The following is a 22,077-nucleotide window of genomic DNA, read 5'->3' on the forward strand; positions in this document are numbered from 1 at the left end:
CGCAGATGCAAAAGTGCGGGGGCACAGATGCATAAAAAGGGAATAGATGAGTGGATATCAATTATTAGCAGGCGGAGCTGTGGCTCTCATAAATGTCCTAATATCCCTGTATCTCTTTGCCTATATAGAGAACTACAGGGAGAACCGCAGGTGGGGCAGGCGGGTGACTGCAGGCTATATCGCTTTGTTTCAGATTTTCTGCAATCAGGGTACGGTGACGCACATAAGTCTGACCGCAGCTTTGATTATCGCAGATACTGTTGTTATGTTTTTGCTCCTGACGGCATTTACCTGGGATGGATTCCGGAATTTTTTATTATATAAATTCTATGATGGGATTTCAAATGTCGTGTACCGGATACTCTGTATGCTTTTTTTTAGAGTGACCGGCAGGAATGTCCTGATTTATACAGACTCAGGAGACGTATCTCCCCTATGGGGCGTGGGCGTGGTATTTTTGCTGCTTTCTTTCGCCACAGTGGTTATCTGCTGTAAGAACAGAGTATTTTATAAAGTTAAGATTAAGGTAATTGAGGTATTGTTCCTGCTTCAGGTTTTTATGATTGCCATGGTGATAGCACTGGATATGAGGAGTATGCAGCGCAACCTGATTATGGATGTAATTTTTTTTGGTATGTGTACGCAGATCCTTTATACCTATCTGGGATTCCTCTGGAGCAGGAGGGCCGGGAAGAAGCGTGAGAATGAGATCCTTCAGGCCAGCCTCAGGGAGCAGTCCCGCTACTATCAGGAATACTATCAGTCCCAGGAATCTATAAAAAGAATGCGCCATGACCTGGCTAACCATGCTGCGGTGATTGACCGTATGGAAAAAGCAGGGGAGCATGACAAGGCATCTGCATACCGGGAACAGCTGGAGCAGGCGCTTGACCGGGCAGTAGATTCTGTGAAGCAGGTGTCCCTGGCCCCCAAAAAAGAGAGGCCTGCGGTCAGCAGATGGGAACGGTTGGTCAGGGACGTATCGCTGATTGCCTGTCTCCTCAGTTTTGGCATTTTAGCCGCTTTAATTGTGAGCGGGCGTTATCTGATATGGATTTACATTTTTACGCTTGTGATGCTTTTTTTAGCAAGTGTTTATGTCATGCTTTTTTACCATGAGAAGCAGATAGAAAGGGAAAATGCCTGGCTGAGACAGCAGCTTATGCACTGGGAGGAAGGTCAGCAGGAATTTGAAGAGCTGGCGGAGCAGGTGCGCAGTGTCCGTAGGTGGCTGCAGCAGAGGGCAGAGGGAGAGGGATATGAAAAGGAACTGCTGGAACAGTGCGACGCGGCTATCGATGAGGGGATCACAGGCAGTTTCCCTGTGGATGCCATGCTTCACTCCAAGCTGCATTTGTGCAGAAAGTTTCATATTTTGACTGATATACAGGTCCTTCTTCCAGAGGAGTCTCAGATGGAGGATATACATACCGTGGGGCTTCTGGGCAATCTTCTGGACAATGCCATAGAAGCCTGCCGGAAAGGGCCTGCCGGTTCCGGGTACATTTATCTGAGAACTGCAGTTCAGGCTAATTTCTGGGAAATAAGAATTGACAATTATACAGAAAATGAGGGATATTCCTCTATAGAAAATCATTTTGCCACTACAAAGGAAGACAAAGAAAATCATGGGTTTGGAATGAAGATTGTGCGCAGTATGGTGGAGAAGTACGATGGCGTACTTCAGGTTGAGGAGAAGGACCATTTGTTTTCTGTTACAGTAATGGTTAAGATATATTAGAGGGGATGAGAATGTGAAGAAATTTGCGATTTGTGATGATGATACTGAGGTGACCCAAGGATTAAAAGAGAAGGTCATGGAGATATATGGGGGTGAGGCGCAGATTGCTGTATTTCAGCGCGCCGAAGACCTTATTCAATGGCTGAAAGAAGAGCGTGGGGATGTCATCGCTGTTTTTTTAGATATAGAGCTGGACAACGAAAATGGGATAGACACAGCAAAAAAAATTGAAGATTTTTGTGCGGAGATTCCAATTATTTTTATTACAGGATACATTAAATATGTACAGGATATTTTCCGGGTCCGGCCTGTGGCACTGCTTTTGAAGCCTGTGGAAGAACATCGGCTGAGAGACGCCCTAAGAAGGTGTGAGGAGGTCAGGGACAAGGAAAAGAAAAATATAGTGACGCTTCATATTAAGGGGGTTCTCCATCAGCTGGACAGCAGAGACATTGTATATGTAGAAAGCGATAAGAGAATCCTGTACATATACGAGAGAAATCAGGTCTATAAAGTATATATGAAGCTGGATGAACTGGAAGCCATGGAACTTCCGGGTTTTCTCAGATGCCATAAGAGTTATATGGTTAATATGAATTATATTAAATATCTTTCTGCGGAGGGAATTATCCTAAAATCAGGCAAAAAGGTACCGGTGAGCAGATCGAAGTATCAGGAGTCCAAGGAAGCTTTTATGAAGTACTTTAAACTTTAAGAAACTTTGTCTAAAGTGACGGAGGAAAAAGTGATATAATTACAGAACAGACAGAAGGTTGGTAAACGTTACAGGCAGAAAGGAGTTGTCTATTATGAGATATCCTGGGAAATGGAATAAAAAGCTGATTCTTCCTCTAAGCATAGGGGGGACCTGTATAGTGCTGATAATCGTGCTGGGAGTGATTTTGGGGGTGAATCAGACAAAGGCCGGCCACCTTCAGGAAAAGCTGGATTTGGGAAATAAATATCTGGATGAGATGGATTACGACCAGGCGAAAGCCGCATTCGGCGATGCCGCAGATATTGATCCTTCCAATGCGGATGCTTATGTGGGTCTGACCAGGGCCTGCCGGGGGCTGAAGGATGAGGAAGGTGCTAAAAAGATGATTACCATAGCAATGGAAAAGATCAGTGATCTGCCTGAGGAAGAAAGAGCGTCAGCCGGAGAGATACTCTATGCGGAGGCAGAAACCATATACGCGGAGACAGAGGATCTCATAGGGGCAGATGCGTTAAAGCAATGGGCGGATGACAATAAAATTCCTGTTAAGCCGTCAAAGCCGTCAAACACCCGTGATGAGGAGACAGATAAGGATAAACCTGCACAGGAGGCCGGAACAGAGACCAAACCATCAAAGCCCCAGGCGGAGGACCCGCATCAGGTTTACATGGACTATGTAAAGAATACTCTAAGCACTCAATTCCCATTCAGTGAGATGAAAGGAGCCGCCGCGGAATACCCGAATCTTGAAGCACTGGGAACACAGGAGGAAGTAAGTAACTTTAACACATATACAGAGGAGTACCAGAATACCCTGAAAGCCCAGGGAGGAATCCTGGGGATTGCCTATGCAGATATGGATAACGACGGAACGGATGAGATGGCGGTGCTCTATACCCGTCAGATACCGGAGGAATACCAGTATAACTGGCTGCAGGCGGATATCTACAAGGCCGTGGATGGACAGGTGAAAAAGCTGGAAGGAGAGGAACTGAGAGTTCCCTGCAGGAATACCTTCCCCAGTGAGGGGAATAAGGAAAAGGTACAGGCCTTTTTAAAGGTAAACAGCGGGATAACCTACCTTGGCTTCATCAGCCATACATACGGCGTGTACGGCACAAGCGGAGAGCGCACGGCTTTCACCCAATTCCTTCTGGGAACGGTAGAGAATGGAAAAGTAGTCTGCAGGCTGCACCTGGAGGAAGATACGGGAGTGTATCTGAGGGATATACTGGCAGAGAAAAGGGAGAAGGCCGCCGCATCCCCTCAGGGCCAGGAGACCTATGTACAGGGGAAACTTCTTGCAGATATGACAAGTGACAGCAGTACAGATGTAAAAGACAGACTTTACCAGGAACTCTCCCCATACGGTTTTTCCTGTACCTGGATGGACAGCTATTTCGAAGAGATGCAGAGAAAAAAGCTGGCGGCGGAAAACTGGATATTGGCATCCCTGGAAGAGGTGAAATCACCCAATCCCTTTGAGGAGAAGCTTTCAGGAAATGAGAAGGACACCACGGACCTTGTGTCTGTGACAACGGAAGTTACCGGATACAGCCAGACACGGCCTGCATTTGCGGTTGTTCAGTTTGACAGTACAGATGAAACAAAGCTGGCAGAGAACAAAGAGAAGTATGGATTTGACAAACCAGTTACAGCCGGGGCGCCGGCTGCGGGGACACTGAAGAAGCAGTACCAGGAGGAGATCGCGCAGATCGAGAGTAAATGCAGTGAAATATATGCGGATCTTCAGACGAACAGTTACTCCAATGCAGAGATGGGGCAGAAGTGCACTGAGATCTATAATTTATGGGACGGTGAACTGAACAAAGTTTATCAGGAGCTCATGAACCATATAAGCCCCCAGGAACAGGAGGTCTTAAAGTCTGAAGAGCGGGCCTGGATTGAGAGCAAGGATGCTGCCGCAGAGGCGCTTCAGGAGGAATATCAGGGCGGCACTATACTGGCAACTGAGATACCGGGCAAGATGGCCCAGATGACAAAAGAGAGAGTATATGAACTGGCAGACAGGCTGCCGGAAGTATAAGGGAAGAATAAATTATGCTGGAACGTATTTCGGACACCTATGACATAATAGGAAAGATCGGCGCCGGGAAGGGCGGCACGATCTATAAAGCCTATCACAAGCGCCTGCAGAAAGAAGTTGTGCTGAAAAAGATCAACAGCAGCATTTTGGGGTTCAGAGACAGCAGAATCGAAGCAGATATTCTGAAAAACCTGCGTCATTCCTGCATCCCCCAGGTGCTGGATTTTCTGGAGATAGACGGGGATGTGTACACTGTAATGGACTTTATTCCCGGTCATTCCTTTCAGGAATATCTGGATAAAGGGCGGACATTCTCCCAGAAGCAGGTAGCAGGGTGGGCGGTGCAGATATGCTCTACCTTAAGCTATCTCCACAGCAGGAAGCCCCCCATTGTGCACAGCGACATTAAGCCGGCCAATATTATGCTGACACCGGAGGGAAATATCTGTCTGATTGACTTTAACGTATCAGCAGTGCTGAACGGACAGGGTACCAGAGTGTATGGCTACAGCCCCGGCTATGCAGCCCCCGAGCTGATTGCCGCTGCAAAGCACAATCGATCTGTGAAAGAAAAAAGTCAATATCGTACAGTAGATGCGCGTGCGGACATCTACAGCCTTGGAGCAACGCTCTATCACCTTATGACAGGAAGGATACCTGCCAGACGGCCGGGTGATATCAGAGATATCAGAGAGTACAGAGCTTCCCGGGGAGAATCCCAGGGGCCGGGAGAGAGGCAGAGACAAAATGGTGTCTCAGGGGCGTCTGTGACAATCAGCGAGGTATTCGCCGGCATAATAATGAAATGCCTGGAGGCAAGGCCGGAACAGCGGTTTCAGAGCGCTTCAGAGCTTCTTTTGGCCATTCAGGGCATGGGAAGGCAGGATAAACGGTATCAGAGGCTGGTATTCCGCCAAAGAGTGATTTACGGAGGCCTGGGGGCAGTCTTTTTACTGTGCGGGGGTCTTACAGTCAGAGGAAATATCCAGATGGAGCAGGACAAAGCCCGGCAATATGAAGGCTATATAAAAGAGGCATCCCACAGCATTGAGGAAGCAGACTTTGAGAAGTTCGAAACGTTCTATCAAAAAGCACTTAAGGTATTTCCCCACCAGATAGACGCTTACTATCAGAAAGCAGCAGCTCTGAATGCCCAGGGCGAGTATGAGGAAAATATTTTGTACATTACGGGCACAATTCTTACGGACAGCAGGCTTTTGGAACAGGATGAGATGCTGGGGAATGTGTACTATCTGCTGGGAAATGCGTATGAACATACAGAAAAATATCCTGACGCGGCCAGAAGCTACGAAAAGGCGATTCGTGCAGATAGCCGCAACAGTGACTATTACCGGGATTACGCCATCGCACTTGCCAAAGGCGGGGATCTGGACGCTGCCGAAAAGGCTCTGGACGAAGCGAAGGAGAACGGGGCAGACAGCGGAGACCTGGTTTATGTGAAGGGTGAGATTGCGTTTCAGAAAGAGGATTATACAGCGGCGAAGGGATATTTTGTGCAGTGCCTGGAAGAGGCGGCGGATGACTATACTCGTATGCGGGCCTGCGTGATGGCCTGCAGGGCCATTGACAGTGCTGGAAAAGACAAGGAAGGGTGCCTGGAAAAAATTGCTCTGCTGGAAAAGACAAAGGCGGGTCTGCCTGCCGGACAGCAGGTGGCTGTGCTGGAGGGCTTGGCCCAGGCATATATGGATATGGCGGAATACAGCCAGGATAACACATATATAGAAAAAGCGGCGGATACGCTGCTGAGCATCAGGGACAATGGCTGGGGGACATACACTACAGATGAGAATCTGGCAGCCTTATACCGTCAGCAGAAGAAATTTGACCTGGCTCAGGAGGAACTGGGACGCATGCTGGAAACATATGGGGAAGATTACCGCATTTATAAAAATCTTGCATTTTTGGAGGCTGACCGGCAGGCAGAAAAAGAAAACAGCAGGAGAAGCTACCAGAAATTTGGCCAGTATTATGAGAAGGCTGAGGAATTATACCGGAAGCAGCTGGACAATAATGAGACGGATCCCCAGATGAAGCGCCTGGAGGAACTCTACCAGCAGGCAGTTAAGGGCGGATGGATAACTTGAGAGGGATCAGGAAAGCGGGGGAGCATATATGGCAATTACCACAGGAACAGTTATGTTTTACGGCGGGATAGCGGGAATGGCGTTATGCCTTCTGGGAACGGCTGTACTGCAGAAGGTATTCAAAAAACAGAGAAAAAGACTGCTGGAGGATATCCGGCAGGAAGAGTGAACAAAAACACCGGAGCAGCGGGGCATATCACCCCGGCTCCGGTGTTTTGATATAACTTATTCCGTAAAATACTGATCCACACCGTCGGCAATACCTTCTGCCATCTGATACTGCATAGCTTCATCCGCCATCCTGGCATCATCCTCCGGATTAGACATAAATCCCATCTCTACGATAGTAACAGGGATTGTACACCAGTTGATGCCGCTCATGTTATCCACTTCCATGACCGAACGCTTTTTGAATCCTGTGGCTGCACAATAGCAGTCAAGTACATCCCCGGAGAGCTTCTGAGAGGCTGCAGCGATATTGCTGACATAGGGATTTCCGGAGGTAGGCGCCATAGTGAGCGCGCCGTTCACGGAACTGTCGTCAGAACCGTTGGCATGAATTCTCAAAAAGATCTCCGCGCCGGACCCATTGGCAATCTGGGCTCTCTCTGCGTTGCTGATATTCACATCGTTGGTTTCCCGTATCATGATTACTTCATACCCTCTTGCCTGAAGCTCGTCTCTGAGTTTCAGGGAAACCTGAAGATTGAGCTCATACTCCTGCAGGCCCGATACGCTTCCGCTTGTTCCGGACGCGACCTTTGCCTTAGTTTCCCCGGCCCCCGGGCCGATGGGCTCCTGTTCGCTGTTTCCCTGGGCCTGATGTCCGGCATCAACCGCAACAATATGCCCGTTTCCCTCAGGCTCAGGAGGACTCGCCGGCTGTTCCTGGGGAGCCGGTGTCTGAGCCTCGGGTGTCTCCTGGGTCTGGGACGGTGCTTCTTTGGATTCCTCCGGAGGAGTAGCAGTTATGGTTTCAGGTTCCTCCTCCTTCTTTGGGGTTTCCGGAATATCGGCATTCTCCTGGGCGTCTGACAGTGCATCGGCGTCCTCGTTCTCCGAGAGGACTGTATTCCCTGCATCAGCATTTTTGCTGCGGGAATCCCTGCTGCTTCCGGTAAGCTTTGGAATAAGAAGAAAGAGAACAACTGCCAGCACTGCAACCCCCAGCACTGCACAGAGAATAACTACATTTTTAGGCCTTTTCTGCGGCGACTGATCCATAGGTACCTCCAATTAAACGTTTTGTATTTGTGCTTCTTATTTTATAGTATTCAGGCGCAAGCGTCAACAATCTTGGGAAAATCAGGCTTTTGAAAGAAAAATTTGCAAAAAATTCCTTGACACGACTTGCTGCAAAAGCTATAATACATAAGTGCGCATGGAATTACACGCTAGTCGTGCGCCCAAAAAAGGTTTTTATTCACAGGAATAACAACCAGCAGCCACAATATTCCAAAGAATTAAGGAAGAAAATAATACAGGAGGTGAATTGGAATGCCAACATTTAATCAGTTAGTAAGAAAAGGAAGACAGACATCTGTAAAGAAGTCTACTGCACCGGCACTTCAGAAGAGCTTCAACTCTTTAAAGAAGAAATCCACAAACATGTCATCACCACAAAAAAGAGGTGTATGTACAGCAGTTAAGACAGCGACTCCTAAGAAGCCTAACTCAGCTCTTAGAAAAATTGCCAGAGTTCGTCTTTCCAACGGTATCGAAGTAACAAGCTATATCCCGGGAGAAGGTCATAACTTACAGGAGCACAGCGTTGTTCTGATCCGTGGCGGCAGGGTAAAGGACTTACCAGGTACCAGATATCATATCGTACGTGGAACACTTGACACTGCAGGCGTTGCTAATAGAAGACAGGCACGTTCTAAATACGGTGCTAAGAGACCAAAACAGAAATAATTAACCGAAGGCCAGAAAAGCACTGGTAATACGGACTAACTAATTAAACAAATCAATAGAATCACAAAACGCTATCATTTGTACCGGGATTCCAGAAGAACCTAGCGGTGGCTGCGGGTTTATCGATAGAGAATTTACCGAGTGCGAACACATAGTAGGTGTGAATACGCCATGTGAGTACCTATGATTTAATCAAAAGCAGATGAATTCTGCTATATCAATGGAATGATTAAGGAGGGAAGTAACGTGCCACGTAAAGGACATACTCAAAAAAGAGACGTTTTGGCAGATCCTCTGTACAACAACAAGGTAGTTACCAAACTTATCAACAACATTATGTTAGACGGTAAGAAGGGTGTAGCTCAGAAGATTGTATACGGAGCATTCGCTAAGATTGAAGCAAAAGCTGAAAAACCAGCATTAGAAGTATTTGAAGAAGCTATGAACAATATCATGCCTGTACTTGAGGTAAAGGCAAGACGTATCGGTGGAGCTACCTACCAGGTGCCTATCGAAGTAAGACCTGAGAGACGTCAGGCGTTAGCACTTCGTTGGATTACATTGTACTCCCGCAAAAGAGGAGAAAAGACAATGGAAGATAGACTGGCTAATGAGCTTTTAGATGCTATGAACAATACAGGAGCATCTGTAAAGAAGAAAGAAGACATGCATAAGATGGCAGAAGCTAATAAGGCATTTGCTCATTATAGATTCTAAAGGAGGAAAATCCATTGGCTGGAAGAGAATATCCATTAGAGAGAACCAGGAACATTGGTATTATGGCCCACATTGATGCGGGTAAGACCACTCTGACCGAGCGTATCTTATATTATACCGGTGTTAACTATAAAATTGGAGATACACACGAAGGTACTGCTACCATGGACTGGATGGAACAGGAGCAGGAAAGGGGTATCACAATCACTTCAGCCGCTACAACTTGCCACTGGACTTTACAGGAAAACTGTAAGACTAAGCCGGGTGCTCTGGAACACCGTATCAATATTATTGATACTCCGGGACACGTTGACTTTACAGTAGAAGTTGAGCGTTCACTCCGTGTATTAGACGGCGCTGTCGGTGTCTTCTGTGCAAAGGGTGGTGTTGAGCCTCAGTCTGAAAACGTTTGGCGTCAGGCTGATACCTATAACGTACCCAGAATGGCATTCATCAATAAGATGGATATTCTGGGAGCTGATTTCTACAATGCAGTAGATCAGATTAAGACAAGATTAGGTAAAAACGCAATCTGTCTTCAGCTGCCAATCGGCAAAGAGGACGATTTCCAGGGAATTATTGACCTGTTTGAGATGAAAGCTTACATCTACAACGATGAAAAGGGCGAAGACATCTCAATCACAGATATTCCCGAAGATATGAAGGATGATGCAGAACTGTATCATACAGAATTAGTTGAAAAAATCTGTGAGCTGGACGACGACCTGATGATGGAGTACCTGGAAGGGGAAGAGCCGTCTGTAGAAAGCCTGAAAGCGGTTCTGAGAAAAGGAACCTGCGAATGTGCTTGTATTCCGGTTTGCTGCGGTACCGCTTACAGAAACAAGGGTGTTCAGAAACTGCTGGACGCAATCCTTGAGTTTATGCCGGCTCCTACAGACATTCCCGCAATCAAGGGTATTGATCTGGATGGAAACGAGATCGAGAGACATTCTTCCGACGACGAACCATTCTCCGCGCTGGCATTCAAGATTATGACAGACCCATTCGTTGGTAAGCTGGCATACTTCAGAGTATATTCCGGTTCTATGAATTCCGGTTCTTACGTATTAAATGCTACTAAGAATAAGAAAGAACGTGTTGGCCGTATCCTTCAGATGCATGCCAATAAGAGAGCTGAGTTAGATAAAGTATTTGCAGGAGATATTGCAGCCGCTATCGGTTTCAAATTCACAACTACTGGCGATACTATATGTGATGACCAGCATCCCGTTATTCTTGAGTCTATGGAATTCCCCGAACCAGTTATCGAACTGGCTATCGAGCCTAAGACAAAAGCAGGACAGGGTAAATTGGGCGAGGCTCTTGCAAAACTTGCCGAGGAGGATCCAACCTTCCGCGCACACACAGATAAGGAGACCGGACAGACAATCATCGCCGGTATGGGTGAGCTTCACCTGGAAATCATCGTGGACAGACTTCTGCGTGAGTTTAAAGTGGAGGCAAACGTAGGTGCTCCTCAGGTTGCTTACAAAGAAACCTTTACAAAATCTGCAGATGTTGACAGCAAGTACGCCAAACAGTCCGGTGGACGCGGACAGTACGGACACTGTAAAGTTAGATTCGAGCCTATGGATGCCAACGGTGAAGAACTGTACAAGTTTGATACCGCAGTTGTGGGCGGTGCCATTCCGAAGGAATACATCCCTGCAGTAGGAGAGGGTATCGAGGAAGCTATGAAGGCCGGATCTCTGGGCGGTTTCCCTGTTGTTGGCATTCATGCTACTGTATACGATGGTTCTTACCATGAGGTTGACTCCAGTGAAATGGCATTCCACATTGCCGGTTCTCTGGCATTCAAGGAAGCAATGCAGAAAGCTGCTCCTGTACTGCTGGAGCCTATTATGAGAGTCGAGGTTACTACTCCGGAGGACTACATGGGTGATGTTATCGGTGATATCAACTCCCGCCGTGGCCGTATCGAGGGTATGGACGACATCGGAGGCGGCAAGATGATTCGTGGATTCGTTCCGCTGGCTGAGATGTTCGGCTATTCTACAGACTTGCGTTCCAGAACACAGGGACGAGGCAACTACTCCATGTTCTTTGACAGATATGAGCCGGTACCGAAGTCTGTACAGGAAAAAGTTATTTCTGCAATAGGGAAATAATCCCGTTTTATCCTATAACTTGTTAAATTTTCCTTGCAAATATCCCTGTTTTGCAATATAATCAAGGATAGCAGGTTCAGTAGTAAAATAGCGAAAAAAAACAATTTGCCCAGAGGGGCGCATATGTATTAAGGAGGACATTCAAAATGGCTAAAGCTAAATTTGAAAGAAACAAACCGCATTGTAACATTGGTACCATCGGACACGTTGACCATGGTAAAACAACCTTAACAGCTGCTATTACAAAGACTCTTCACGAAAGATTAGGTACAGGTCAGGCTGTTGCTTTCGAAAATATCGATAAAGCTCCCGAAGAAAGAGAACGTGGAATCACTATCTCTACAGCTCACGTTGAGTATGAGACAGAGAACAGACATTACGCACACGTTGACTGCCCAGGACATGCTGACTACGTTAAGAACATGATCACTGGTGCTGCTCAGATGGACGGCGCTATCTTAGTTGTTGCTGCTACAGACGGTGTTATGGCTCAGACAAAAGAGCACATCCTGTTATCCCGTCAGGTAGGTGTACCATATATCGTTGTATTCATGAACAAATGTGATATGGTAGATGACGAAGAATTACTTGAGTTAGTAGACATGGAGATCCGTGAGTTACTGAACGAGTATGAATTCCCAGGCGATGATACTCCTATCATCCAGGGTTCCGCTTTAAAAGCTCTGGAAGATCCTCAGAGCGAATGGGGCGATAAGATCCTTGAGTTAATGAAAGCTGTTGACGAATGGGTTCCAGATCCTCAGAGAGATACAGACAAGCCATTTATCATGCCTGTAGAGGACGTATTCTCTATCACAGGACGTGGTACAGTTGCTACAGGTAGAGTAGAAGCTGGTACTCTGCATGTATCTGAAGAAGTTGAAATCGTTGGTATCAAAGAAGAGACACGTAAAGTAGTTGTAACTGGAATCGAAATGTTCCGTAAATTACTTGACGAGGCTCAGGCTGGTGATAACATCGGTGCTCTGCTTCGTGGTGTTCAGAGAACTGAAATCGAAAGAGGACAGGTTCTTGCAAAACCAGGTTCCATCAAATGCCATACAAAATTCACCGCTCAGGTTTACGTTCTGACAAAAGATGAAGGTGGACGTCATACTCCTTTCTTCAACAATTACAGACCTCAGTTCTACTTCAGAACAACTGACGTTACAGGTGTTATCGAATTACCAGCTGGTACAGAAATGTGCATGCCTGGCGATAACGTAGAGATGACAATCGAACTGATCCACCCAATCGCTATGGATCAGGGTCTTACATTCGCTATCCGTGAAGGTGGACGTACTGTAGGATCAGGACGTGTTGCTCAGATTATTGAGTAATTGTCCATTATTCGTAAATATCAAGGCTTCCGAGGATTTCCTCGGAGGCCTTTTTATAATTCTGAAAACTAAAATGCTTTGCAGCGGCGTAAACGGTATATTTCTGGCCTATCAACGAGAGGCACTTCGGGATGGGCTTGCTTCTTTCGGCAAAGAGGTGTATACTATATCTAATTGTTTGTTCGTGAAGAAAGAGAAAAGATATTGTGGTGCAGCTATGAGAGATCATTGCGCAGGCTTTTAAAAAGTGGTCATATCTATTTTTCCCAATCGGATAGGGCTGTTTTATGAAAAGAAATGCAGACAGTATAGTAAATAAAAGTAACTATAATTGCAGTCTGCCAAAATGGCTGACAGAGCAAGGAAAACAAAAAAGAAAAGAGGTATTATTTGAATCAAAAAGAAAAACAATTGAAAATGAGCAAAGAGGTAAAGATTATTCCCCTGGGAGGTCTGGATAAGATCGGCATGAACATTACGGCTATAGAATATGGGGAAACCATTGTTGTGATAGACTGCGGGATTTCCTTTCCGGATGATGACATGCTCGGGATTGACAAGGTGATTCCGGATGTAACGTATCTGGTACAGAATCGGGAGAAAGTGAAAGGCTTCGTTATTACCCACGGACACGAGGACCATATTGGGGCACTGCCTTATATTCTGCCTCAGATTAACGTACCTGTCTATGCCACCAGGCTTACCATGGGTCTGATTGAGCATAAGCTGGAGGAAGCAAAGCTTCTGAAGAAGACGAAGCGTAAGGTGGTCAAGCAGGGGGGCTGTGTGAATCTTGGGGAACTGCGCATAGAATTTGTCAAGACAAATCACAGTATAGCAGGTGCAGCGGCACTGGCTATCTATACGCCGGCGGGTATGATATTCCACACCGGAGATTTTAAGGTGGATTATACCCCTCTGTTTGGGGAAGCCATTGATCTGCAGCGTATGGGCATACTCGGCAAAAAAGGAGTTCTGGCAGTGATGTGTGACAGCACAAATGCTATGCGCCCCGGTTTTACCCCATCGGAGACGAAGGTGGCAAAAACATTTGATATGCTGTTCGCAGAGAATAAGGAAAACCGGATTATTGTGGCGACCTTTGCCTCCAATGTTGACCGGGTGCAGCAGATTATGAATACCGCATATAAATTCGGAAGAAAAGTTATCCTGCAGGGCCGGAGTATGGAGACAGTGATTAAGATTGCTGAGGAGCTTGGATACGTAACGGTTCCTGAAAACACCCTGATAGAAGTGGAGCAGATGAACCGGTACCCGGATGAGAAACTGGTGTTTATCACCACCGGAAGCCAGGGCGAGGCAATGGCTGCACTGTCCCGTATGGCGGATTCCACCCACAAAAAGGTAGTGATAAAACCAAATGATGTCATTATTTTCAGCTCCACACCTATACCGGGAAATGAAAAAGCGGTATCCAGAGTGGTAAATGAACTGGCTAGGAAAGGTGCAAATGTTATATTCCAGGATACCCATGTCTCGGGACATGCCTGCCAGGAAGAGATAAAGCTCATCTATTCTCTCTTAAAACCACAGTATGCAATCCCTGTCCACGGTGAGTACAGGCATCTGCTTGCAGGCGCCAATGTGGCGCAGGACCTGGGAATAGAAAAGGATCATGTGTTTGTGCTGGATGCAGGAGATGTTCTGGAACTGTCCCAGGAGAGGGGAAGAGTCACCTCGAAAGTACAGGCAGGGGGCATCTACGTAGACGGCCTTGGAGTGGGCGATGTGGGCAATATAGTCATTCGGGATCGGCAGAGTCTGTCCGAGGACGGGATCATTATCGTTACCATGAGCTTTGAAAAAGGAACCAACAGACTTCTGGCAGGGCCGGATATCATATCCAGAGGCTTTGTGTATATCAGGGAATCAGAAGAACTAATTCGGGAGATGAGAAAAGTTGCTCTGAAAGCTATCGAGAAATGCGAGGGCAGGAAGAGCAGAGACTGGGGGTATATAAAGTCAGAGATCAGAGATGGGATGGATCATTATCTTTGGAAAAAGATTAAGAGGAGTCCTATGGTACTGCCGGTTATTATGGAAGTTTAACATGGAGGCTAATTATGGCATATAATGAAGATGTGGTGAAAGAACAGGCAAAACGATATGACAGTTTTTATTTGTATGATGAGAGTCAAATTGTCGCGCGAACTCAAGATTTAAAAGAGCATTTTCCTAATATCCGGTTCCTTTACTCCATTAAATGTAATTCTAATGTAAATGTCCTCCGAAGTGTTTTTTCCCAGGGGTTTGGCGCAGATGCTGCAAGCGCAGGAGAAGTCCGCAAAGCTCTTGCCGCTGGTGTGAAAAAAAAAAATATCTATTACTCTGCTCCGGGAAAATCAATGGAAGATATTGAGCGTGCAATCAAATCTTCGGTCCTTATTGCAGACAGTATTGACGAAATCAAAAGAATTCAGATGGCAGCAGAACGAATAAATTTCATAGCCGAAATTGGTTTGCGAATCAACCCAAGTTTTTCTTTTTATGGGGGAAATGGGATATCTTCTAAATTTGGAATTGATGAAGAACAGGCAATCGCTTTTATAAAAGAATATGATTTTTCTAATATTAAGATTACGGGTATTCATGTACATCTGCGCGGTCAGGAATTGAACGCTGATATTCTTGCGGCATATTATGAAAGTGTCCTCCAAGTAGCAAAGCGTATACAAGATGTTAACTCCACCCATCTTTCGTTTGTTAATATGGGGTCGGGTATGGGCATTCCTTACGCTGCTGAAGATGTCCCTTTGGATATAGACAAACTAAGTAAGTCGGTTAATACTGCGTTAGACACATTTCGCAATTCGTTTCCCGATACAAAGATTATTATTGAAACAGGCCGCTATATTGTTGGAAAAGCGGGCGTATATGTAACGAAAGTAGCAGACCGAAAAGTATCCTATGGGAAAACATACATTCTTTTGAAAAATACGCTGAACGGCTTTGTTCGTCCCTCGTTAGCCCGTTTGGTTGCACACTATTCATTGGATCCATCTCCGAAAGGAAGCGAGCCGCTATTTACCAGCACAGCCGCTTTCCAATTTAATGCATTGAGCCAAAAGAAACCATTTGAACAAGTTGATTTGGTTGGAAATCTTTGTACAGCGACAGATGTAATTGCAGAGGATATTACAATGCCGTACTTAGAATGCGGTGATATTGTAGTTATAACAAATGCTGGTGCGTATGCAGCCGTGTTGTCACCCATGCAATTTTCTACCCAGCCTCAGCCAGCAGAATTGTTCTTGCACCTTAATGGGAAAGTTGAAGGATGACAGGATTTCCTATTTCATAGAAGCAGCAAAGCCAGGCGGGGCTTCAACGGTCAGGATGAACGGCGCTTTAAGCGCCTACCTTGACCGTTGAAGCCCCGCCCATTAATTTATATCGAGCTTCTCATACGCAAACCTACAATTTCCTTCCGATAACCTCCTCATACATAGCAATCAGGTTCTCCGGCGGAACATTTGCCACGATATTATGTATGGTATTAAACACATATCCGCCGTTTTTTCCCAGGATATCAATTCTTTCCCGCACTTCTCTGCGCACTTCCTCCGGTGTACCGAAGGGCAGTGTCCTCTGTGTATCAACGCCCCCTCCCCAGAAGGTAAACTTATCTCCATATTTCTCTTTGATGGTCTTAGCGTCCATTCCCTTTGCTGAGAGCTGCAGGGGATTCAGGCAGTCGAGGCCCATGTCTGCGAAATCATCCAGAAAACTGGAGACGGCGCCGCAGGTGTGGTAGAAGGTCTTCCAGCTTGTGTGCTGATGTACCCAGTCGTTGATTTCTTTATAAAAAGGCTTGTATAGCTCGCGGAAGGTTTCCAGGCTCATCATACCGGCCATTTGGTTGCCGAAATCTGTTCCGGAGATCCAGACTACCTGGATGCGGTCCCCTACGGCCTGGCGGTATATTTCCAGGTTTTTGAGCATGATATCTGTCTGGTAGCGGAATACGGCCTTGATGTAATCCGGGTACATGGAATGGGCCATAAGCCAGTCATCCACCCGGCGGATGCCCTTGGGATGCTTGATCCCCGGTCCCGGGATGACGGCTGCGTCACCCAGGGCGCCGCCCCCTATCATGCCTACGATCCCGTAGTCTGTATTCTCATATAATTCAATTGATTTTTCTTCCCAGTAACGGGCTTCTTCATCGGATACCACTGAGAAGTCATCTTTAAAATCTTCCAGGGGTGTCAGATCCTCTTCCTCCAGATCCCAGTCAAATTTTTCTCTTGGAACACAGTCAAAAAAGGTTCCCCCTTTGGGAAGGATGGCGCTGTACTCGGCGCTGGTGTCGCCCTGTGGATAGACATAGAGCTTTCCGGTCTCATCCCGGTCGTAGGCAAAGCCGCCGCCCATCCACACGGGAGTGCCGTCATCCATCTCCCATTTTTTCCAGTTGTCATTTTTATAGCCGAAATAATTGGTTGTGTTAAACAGGCCAACTACATCTACACCCAGGAGATCCAGGAGATCTTGTTCCACCTCTCCCAGAAGCTGTCCGGGTTCGATGATTTTCAATCTGTGTTCGTCCAGGTGAAGAGCTTTGCGCAGCTGATACAGGGAGCTGGCATTGATGCCTGTCTGGCTGGTAGCCCCCAGATCCAGGGGAAGTCTGTCTGGTGTCTGATGATTTAAAGTTGCAATTAATCGTTCTCTGGAAGTCATATGCATTTCTCCTTTTTTCATATTGTTGTATAGGATATTTACCGCAATTAACAGGTGTTGTTGAGTCTTATTATAAAGGGGAGGGAGAAAAAGTCATTATAGAAATTTGCCTATTAATTGCAAAAAATTGCTCTTAATAATAATAGATTCAAATTGACCGCATCCGTGGTGTCAAATATAATAATAAGTAGAGAGTACAGAAAGAATGAAAGGCGGTGAAGACAATGCTGGCCCGGGAAGAAAAAGTGAAAAGAAAGTCGGAATACTTTGTTTACACACCCAGTACGCAGGCGAGGGAAATGTTTTTCTATCCTCTGGTGACTGGCCACTTCTTTTATGAAAAGGATTATTTTCTGCACAGGGAAAGTTTTGACAGTTTTTTGATTATGTATATCAGAAAAGGGAGCTGCACGGTATGCTCTGACTCCGGGATATACAGGGCAGAGGAGGGGCAGGTGGTTTTGCTGGACTGCTACCAGTCCCATGCCTATTATTCCGAGGAGGAGTGGGAGGTGCTGTGGCTCCACTTTGACGGACCTATGAGCAGAAAATATTTTGAGATGATTGCGGAGAAGGAGTGCAGTGTGATAACTCTGCCCAATCCGGTGAAGTTCGAGGCGGAACTAAACCGTCTGTACCAGCTGTTTCACAAAGGAGAGAACATCAAGGAGATTGTAATGTCCGGCTATATTATGAAGCTCCTCACAGAGCTGGTTTTGGCGCAGGAGGCCGCTATCGGGAATTCCCAGTTTTCCGGTGTGATTGAGGAGAGCATGGCCTATATCAGAGAGCATCTGTGTGAGGAGGGCTTGTCCCTGGAACGTCTTTCCTCTAATGTGAATCTTAGCCTGTATTATTTTACCAGGCTTTTTAAAAGAGAGACAGGATTTACACCACATGAATATATCATTTTATCCAGAATCAACAATGCAAAGTTTCTTCTGTGGAGCACACAGGTTCCGGTGAAGGAGATCTGTTTCCGCTGTGGATTTTACAGTGAGAGTGCATTCTGCAATACGTTTAAGAAATGGGAAGGCATGACTCCAAGGCAATTCCGGATGAAGAATAAAACCAGCAAAGTATGAGAGGGCAGGTACGATATGATACATATAAAGGAATGGATGAAAAGGGTCAAAAAAGAGTTCTACCGGAAGAATATTGCGGAGAGAATTGTTATGGTTATCGCCGCGCTCATGATTGTTACCACCATCTGTTTTGTCAGCAGTGTGTTTATTATTCTGCAGAAACAGCTGGTAGCTACCACTTCTACCTCGGCAAAGAAGGATTTGGAGATGGTACTGGAGAAGATGGACATGTTTTTTCAGGGAGTGGAGAATGATGCGGTATCCGTACTGGTGGGGGAGAGCTGCCAGACCCTGCTGGAGAATTCCGGCCAGTTTTTACAGGGGGATATTGTAAAACAGCATGAAAAATATGTACTCATACAGCAGGTGATTAACAGCTATATCGGGCAGAAGTCCAGCTATAGTGCTATTACATTTTATGATTTAAAGGGTAATTACTATGCCAATGAGGATTTGGTGGAAGAGGCGGAGTACCTTCAAACGCAGATGGACCGGGTAGAGGAGTTTATCGAATCAGACAAGAAGTCAGAGCTTATAGAACTGCACAAGAGTCCCTGGAAACAGTCTAAGGCAAAGTCATATGCGGACTGCATCAGCTATGTGAGAAAGGTTTACAGTATGGGAAGCGGCAGGCTCATCGGAGTGGTGGAGATAGAGATTCCCAACAGAGAACTGAGCCGGCTCTATGAGACAGTGATGAGTGACGGGATCAAGATGTATTTTGAGAGGGATAATCATATTATTCTGGCGGGAGATGAAGCGCTGCTGTACCAGTCTCTGGAGGACCGGCGGTGGTATAAGGCTGCCGGTGCTAAAAACCCGGATGAGGACGGCTTTATAATGGCCCAGGATAAAGGCGCCTGGTATTTTATGAAGGAATACAAGGGGCAGAACTGGACCGCAGTCAGTGAGGTCTCAAAATCTATTTATCTCACAAGTGTGACGGTGTATGCGGTGACCATGGTGCTGCTTGGAATTGCAGTGTTTCTGGGCAGTCTGGTCTTAGTGAAATTCCTGGTGAAATCTATTACCCGGCCCCTCAGCCAGATTACCCAGACCATTGTTGAGATTGGAAAAGGGGATTACCATAAGCGGGTGGTGGTAAAGGACGGGGGAGAACTGGGGACACTGGCTTCTGAGTTTAACCGGATGGTGGATAAGACAGAGATTCTTCTGCTGGAGATTGTTGAGAAGGAGGAAGACAAAAGAGAATCGGAGCTATCTCTCATCCAGATGCAGATGACACCCCACTTTTTCTACAATATTCTGGAAAGTATCTGCGGGCTTATTGTGATGGACGAAAAGAAGCTTGCCATTCACACCATTCAGCTTCTGTCGGGATTTTACCGGGGGGTATTGAACAAAGGAAAGGAGATTATCACCGTAAAACAGGAGCTGGATATTGCCTCAAATTATCTGGAGATTATGAAGGTCTGTTATCCCGGAAAGTTTACCTATGAGATTACCTGTCAGCCTGAGCTGGAGAATCATTTTATCTGTAAGCTTACCCTTCAGCCTATTCTGGAAAATGCCATTCACCATGGGTTTCAGGAGATGAGCGGGGGCGGACTGCTGAGCATACGCGTCTTTGCCGGTGAGCGCGGGATGGTAATCGAGGTAGAAGATAATGGGATGGGAATGGATGATAAGACAAGAAAAAGTATTCTTTCCGGGGAGAGCAGGGGGTTCAGAATGGAGAGCTTCGGGCTTCGCAATACCGATGAAAGAATAAAGCTGTATTTTGGAAGCCGGTACGGGCTCAAGATACTGCCTCTGGCGCAGGGAACAAAAATCAGAATTTTCCTGCCCACAAGGGAGGATTATACAAGTTAACGCTGTGGCCGAAGAAGGGATGAAAAAGAAAATGTTTAAAGTGATTATTGTGGACGATGAGATGCTGATACGAAAGAGAATACGGCTGGGATTTGACTGGAATGCACTGGGTTATGAGGTGGAGGATGACGTGGGGAGCGGCGGGGAGGCACTCAGACTTATCACAGAGCGTGCATATGACCTGGCAATTGTTGATATTGCCATGCCCGGAATGAACGGAATTGAGCTGGTGAAGAGGCTGCGGGAGGAAAATCTTCCCATTCATATTATTTTCCTCACAGGGCACAGTGATTTTGCCTATGCCCAGCAGGCGATCAAATACGGGGTATATGACTATATTCTGAAACCGGTGAATGAAGAAGAATTCACCAGAATGCTGGAAAAATTAAGGGACAAGCTGGTGGAGGAAAAGAGGGAGCATAAGCTTTTAGAAAATCTTTCACTGGGCCAGAGCGATGCACGGCTTATTATGGAGGCAAAGTTTTTCAGCGATATTTTTCAGTATGGAATACAGGAAGAGATCGCAGATGAGATTGCCGTGCAGGCAGGTGAGGCGGGAGTGGATACGGATGCAGAGTATACTCTCTCTGTTTTCCGCATTCAGCTCTATACACAGGAGAGCCTGCCTCTGCTGGAGCAGAGCCAGAAGATCTATGAGGCCGGCCGGCGTGTGATGGATAAGGGGGAGGGCTTTACCGTACTTTTTGATCTCTTTAATAATTACTGTATTTTATTTAAAGAATGGTCTGTCAGGGACAGCAGGGAAGGCGTTAAGGGGGTAATGGAACAGGTGCGTAAACTGCTGGAGCAGAAGCTGGAAACCGTCATCCGGTGCGGAATCAGCAGCCGCAAAAAGGGGATCCGGCAGCTGGTAAACGCATATACGGAAGCCGTCTGTGCGCTGAACAACACCAAGGCATTCCGGGAAAAGACCATGGGCTATGAAGACGTGGACAAAAGAGGAGACAGTCATTACCGGGTTTCGTCGGCAAAGATTAAAGAGGTACAGAACTGTGTGGGGAAAAATGATCCCATGGGCTGCGAACGGATGATCCGGATGATTTTTGACGAGATGATCGGGAGACAGTGCAACTACGAATGTATCTCCATGAATGCCAACAGACTGCTCCTTGGGATCTCCGAGGCGTGCATTGCCTCGGGTCTGGAAATCCGCAGATTTATGGGAGAATACAAAAGCCTGGAGGCTGCGTTTGAATACCTGATGACTTTGGGAGAGATAAAAGAGTGGTTCTGCGGCATGGTAAAAGCGCTGATCGAAAGCAAGAGCACGCAGGCAGCAGCCGGGAAAAATATGCCCATTGTGGGAAAAGCATGCGAATATATGCAGCGGCACTGCAGCGATATAGAGCTGACTCAGGCGGAGGTGGCGGAACAGGTGGGAGTCACTCCCGCCTACTTAAGCGGTATTTTTAAAAAAGCGATGGGAGTGACTATGATGCAGTATTTATCCATGGTCCGTCTGGAAAAAGCCAGGGAACTGCTGCTGGGAAAAGAAATTGAAGTGAGGGAGGCAGCTGCCCTGGCGGGATACAGCGATGAATACTATTTTAGCCGCTGCTTTAAAAAATATTACGGGGTATCACCTTCACAGGTGAAACATTTAAAGACAAGGAACAGTGAAAGCAGTACCACCTAAAAAATTTACAAAAACAGAAAAAAGCAGCACATGGAGTTTTAGGGGGAATCCCTGTATGATAAACCTATCCTAAGTACTGCA

At 46.4% G+C, this 22,077-nt stretch carries 17 protein-coding genes; 15 read left to right on the forward strand and 2 right to left on the reverse strand.

Features of this window, described 5'->3' with window-relative positions; all coding sequences use genetic code 11:
* Positions 1–46 precede the first annotated feature (46 nt).
* The 5 genes from BUA56_RS06965 (at position 47) to BUA56_RS22935 (ending at position 6,783) form a co-directional block, all read left to right on the forward strand.
* Positions 47–1,741, forward strand: a complete 1,695-nt coding sequence (locus tag BUA56_RS06965; RefSeq protein ID WP_072850295.1) for an ATP-binding protein — start codon at positions 47–49, stop codon at positions 1,739–1,741.
* Between the two features lie 13 nt (positions 1,742–1,754).
* Positions 1,755–2,456 carry a LytR/AlgR family response regulator transcription factor gene (locus BUA56_RS06970; RefSeq protein ID WP_072850297.1) on the forward strand — a complete coding sequence of 234 codons (702 nt, stop codon included), beginning with the start codon at positions 1,755–1,757 and terminating at the stop codon, positions 2,454–2,456.
* 94 nt (positions 2,457–2,550) lie between these two features.
* Complete coding sequence (locus BUA56_RS06975; protein WP_072850299.1) at positions 2,551–4,506, forward strand: lysozyme inhibitor LprI family protein; 1,956 nt, start codon at positions 2,551–2,553, stop codon at positions 4,504–4,506.
* A 14-nt stretch (positions 4,507–4,520) separates the two neighbouring features.
* Complete coding sequence (locus BUA56_RS06980) at positions 4,521–6,614, forward strand: serine/threonine-protein kinase (RefSeq protein WP_084067730.1); 2,094 nt, start codon at positions 4,521–4,523, stop codon at positions 6,612–6,614.
* Positions 6,615–6,642: 28 nt separating this feature from the next.
* Entirely contained in the window at positions 6,643–6,783 is a 141-nt protein-coding gene (locus BUA56_RS22935) for a hypothetical protein (protein ID WP_158640986.1), read from the forward strand.
* Positions 6,784–6,839: 56 nt separating this feature from the next.
* On the opposite strand, the gene BUA56_RS06985 is transcribed toward BUA56_RS22935, so the two are convergent.
* A complete protein-coding gene (locus BUA56_RS06985; RefSeq protein ID WP_072850302.1) occupies positions 6,840–7,838 on the reverse strand; it encodes an N-acetylmuramoyl-L-alanine amidase family protein in 999 nt (332 codons plus the stop codon).
* A 273-nt stretch (positions 7,839–8,111) separates the two neighbouring features.
* Here BUA56_RS06985 and rpsL point away from each other — a divergent pair, with 273 nt between their 5' ends.
* The 7 genes from rpsL to BUA56_RS07020 all read left to right on the forward strand — a co-directional run bounded on the left by rpsL (position 8,112) and on the right by BUA56_RS07020 (position 16,019).
* On the forward strand, positions 8,112–8,528 hold the full coding sequence (rpsL, locus tag BUA56_RS06995) for a 30S ribosomal protein S12 (protein WP_072850306.1): 417 nt from the start codon (positions 8,112–8,114) through the stop codon (positions 8,526–8,528).
* Positions 8,529–8,774: 246 nt separating this feature from the next.
* Positions 8,775–9,245: a 30S ribosomal protein S7 gene (rpsG, locus tag BUA56_RS07000; RefSeq protein ID WP_207650920.1), complete on the forward strand. Its 471-nt coding sequence runs from the start codon at positions 8,775–8,777 to the stop codon at positions 9,243–9,245.
* Positions 9,246–9,259: 14 nt separating this feature from the next.
* Positions 9,260–11,377: an elongation factor G gene (fusA, locus tag BUA56_RS07005; RefSeq protein ID WP_072850310.1), complete on the forward strand. Its 2,118-nt coding sequence runs from the start codon at positions 9,260–9,262 to the stop codon at positions 11,375–11,377.
* Positions 11,378–11,523: 146 nt separating this feature from the next.
* Positions 11,524–12,717: an elongation factor Tu gene (gene tuf / locus BUA56_RS07010; RefSeq protein ID WP_072850312.1), complete on the forward strand. Its 1,194-nt coding sequence runs from the start codon at positions 11,524–11,526 to the stop codon at positions 12,715–12,717.
* A 287-nt stretch (positions 12,718–13,004) separates the two neighbouring features.
* Positions 13,005–13,178 carry a hypothetical protein gene (locus BUA56_RS23295; protein ID WP_207650918.1) on the forward strand — a complete coding sequence of 58 codons (174 nt, stop codon included), beginning with the start codon at positions 13,005–13,007 and terminating at the stop codon, positions 13,176–13,178.
* Positions 13,135–14,787, forward strand: a complete 1,653-nt coding sequence (locus tag BUA56_RS07015; RefSeq protein ID WP_072850479.1) for a ribonuclease J — start codon at positions 13,135–13,137, stop codon at positions 14,785–14,787. The genes BUA56_RS23295 and BUA56_RS07015 overlap by 44 nt, the downstream gene beginning before the upstream one ends.
* Positions 14,788–14,801: 14 nt before the next feature.
* Positions 14,802–16,019 carry a diaminopimelate decarboxylase family protein gene (locus tag BUA56_RS07020; protein ID WP_072850314.1) on the forward strand — a complete coding sequence of 406 codons (1,218 nt, stop codon included), beginning with the start codon at positions 14,802–14,804 and terminating at the stop codon, positions 16,017–16,019.
* A gap of 133 nt (positions 16,020–16,152) precedes the next feature.
* On the opposite strand, the gene BUA56_RS07025 is transcribed toward BUA56_RS07020, so the two are convergent.
* Positions 16,153–17,421 carry a uroporphyrinogen decarboxylase family protein gene (locus tag BUA56_RS07025; RefSeq protein WP_072850316.1) on the reverse strand — a complete coding sequence of 423 codons (1,269 nt, stop codon included), beginning with the start codon at positions 17,419–17,421 and terminating at the stop codon, positions 16,153–16,155.
* A 224-nt stretch (positions 17,422–17,645) separates the two neighbouring features.
* Here BUA56_RS07025 and BUA56_RS07030 point away from each other — a divergent pair, with 224 nt between their 5' ends.
* Genes BUA56_RS07030 through BUA56_RS07040 form a run of 3 tightly spaced genes read left to right on the forward strand, consistent with a single transcriptional unit; the run spans position 17,646 to position 21,996 of the window.
* Positions 17,646–18,506, forward strand: coding sequence for an AraC family transcriptional regulator (locus BUA56_RS07030; RefSeq protein WP_072850318.1), 861 nt, complete (start codon positions 17,646–17,648; stop codon positions 18,504–18,506).
* A 15-nt stretch (positions 18,507–18,521) separates the two neighbouring features.
* A complete protein-coding gene (locus tag BUA56_RS07035; RefSeq protein ID WP_072850320.1) occupies positions 18,522–20,339 on the forward strand; it encodes a sensor histidine kinase in 1,818 nt (605 codons plus the stop codon).
* Positions 20,340–20,358: 19 nt separating this feature from the next.
* A complete protein-coding gene (locus BUA56_RS07040; protein ID WP_139249473.1) occupies positions 20,359–21,996 on the forward strand; it encodes a response regulator in 1,638 nt (545 codons plus the stop codon).
* Positions 21,997–22,077 lie beyond the last annotated feature (81 nt).

The sequence above is a fragment of the Lactonifactor longoviformis DSM 17459 genome (assembly GCF_900129135.1).
GTDB lineage: Bacteria > Bacillota > Clostridia > Lachnospirales > Lachnospiraceae > Lactonifactor > Lactonifactor longoviformis.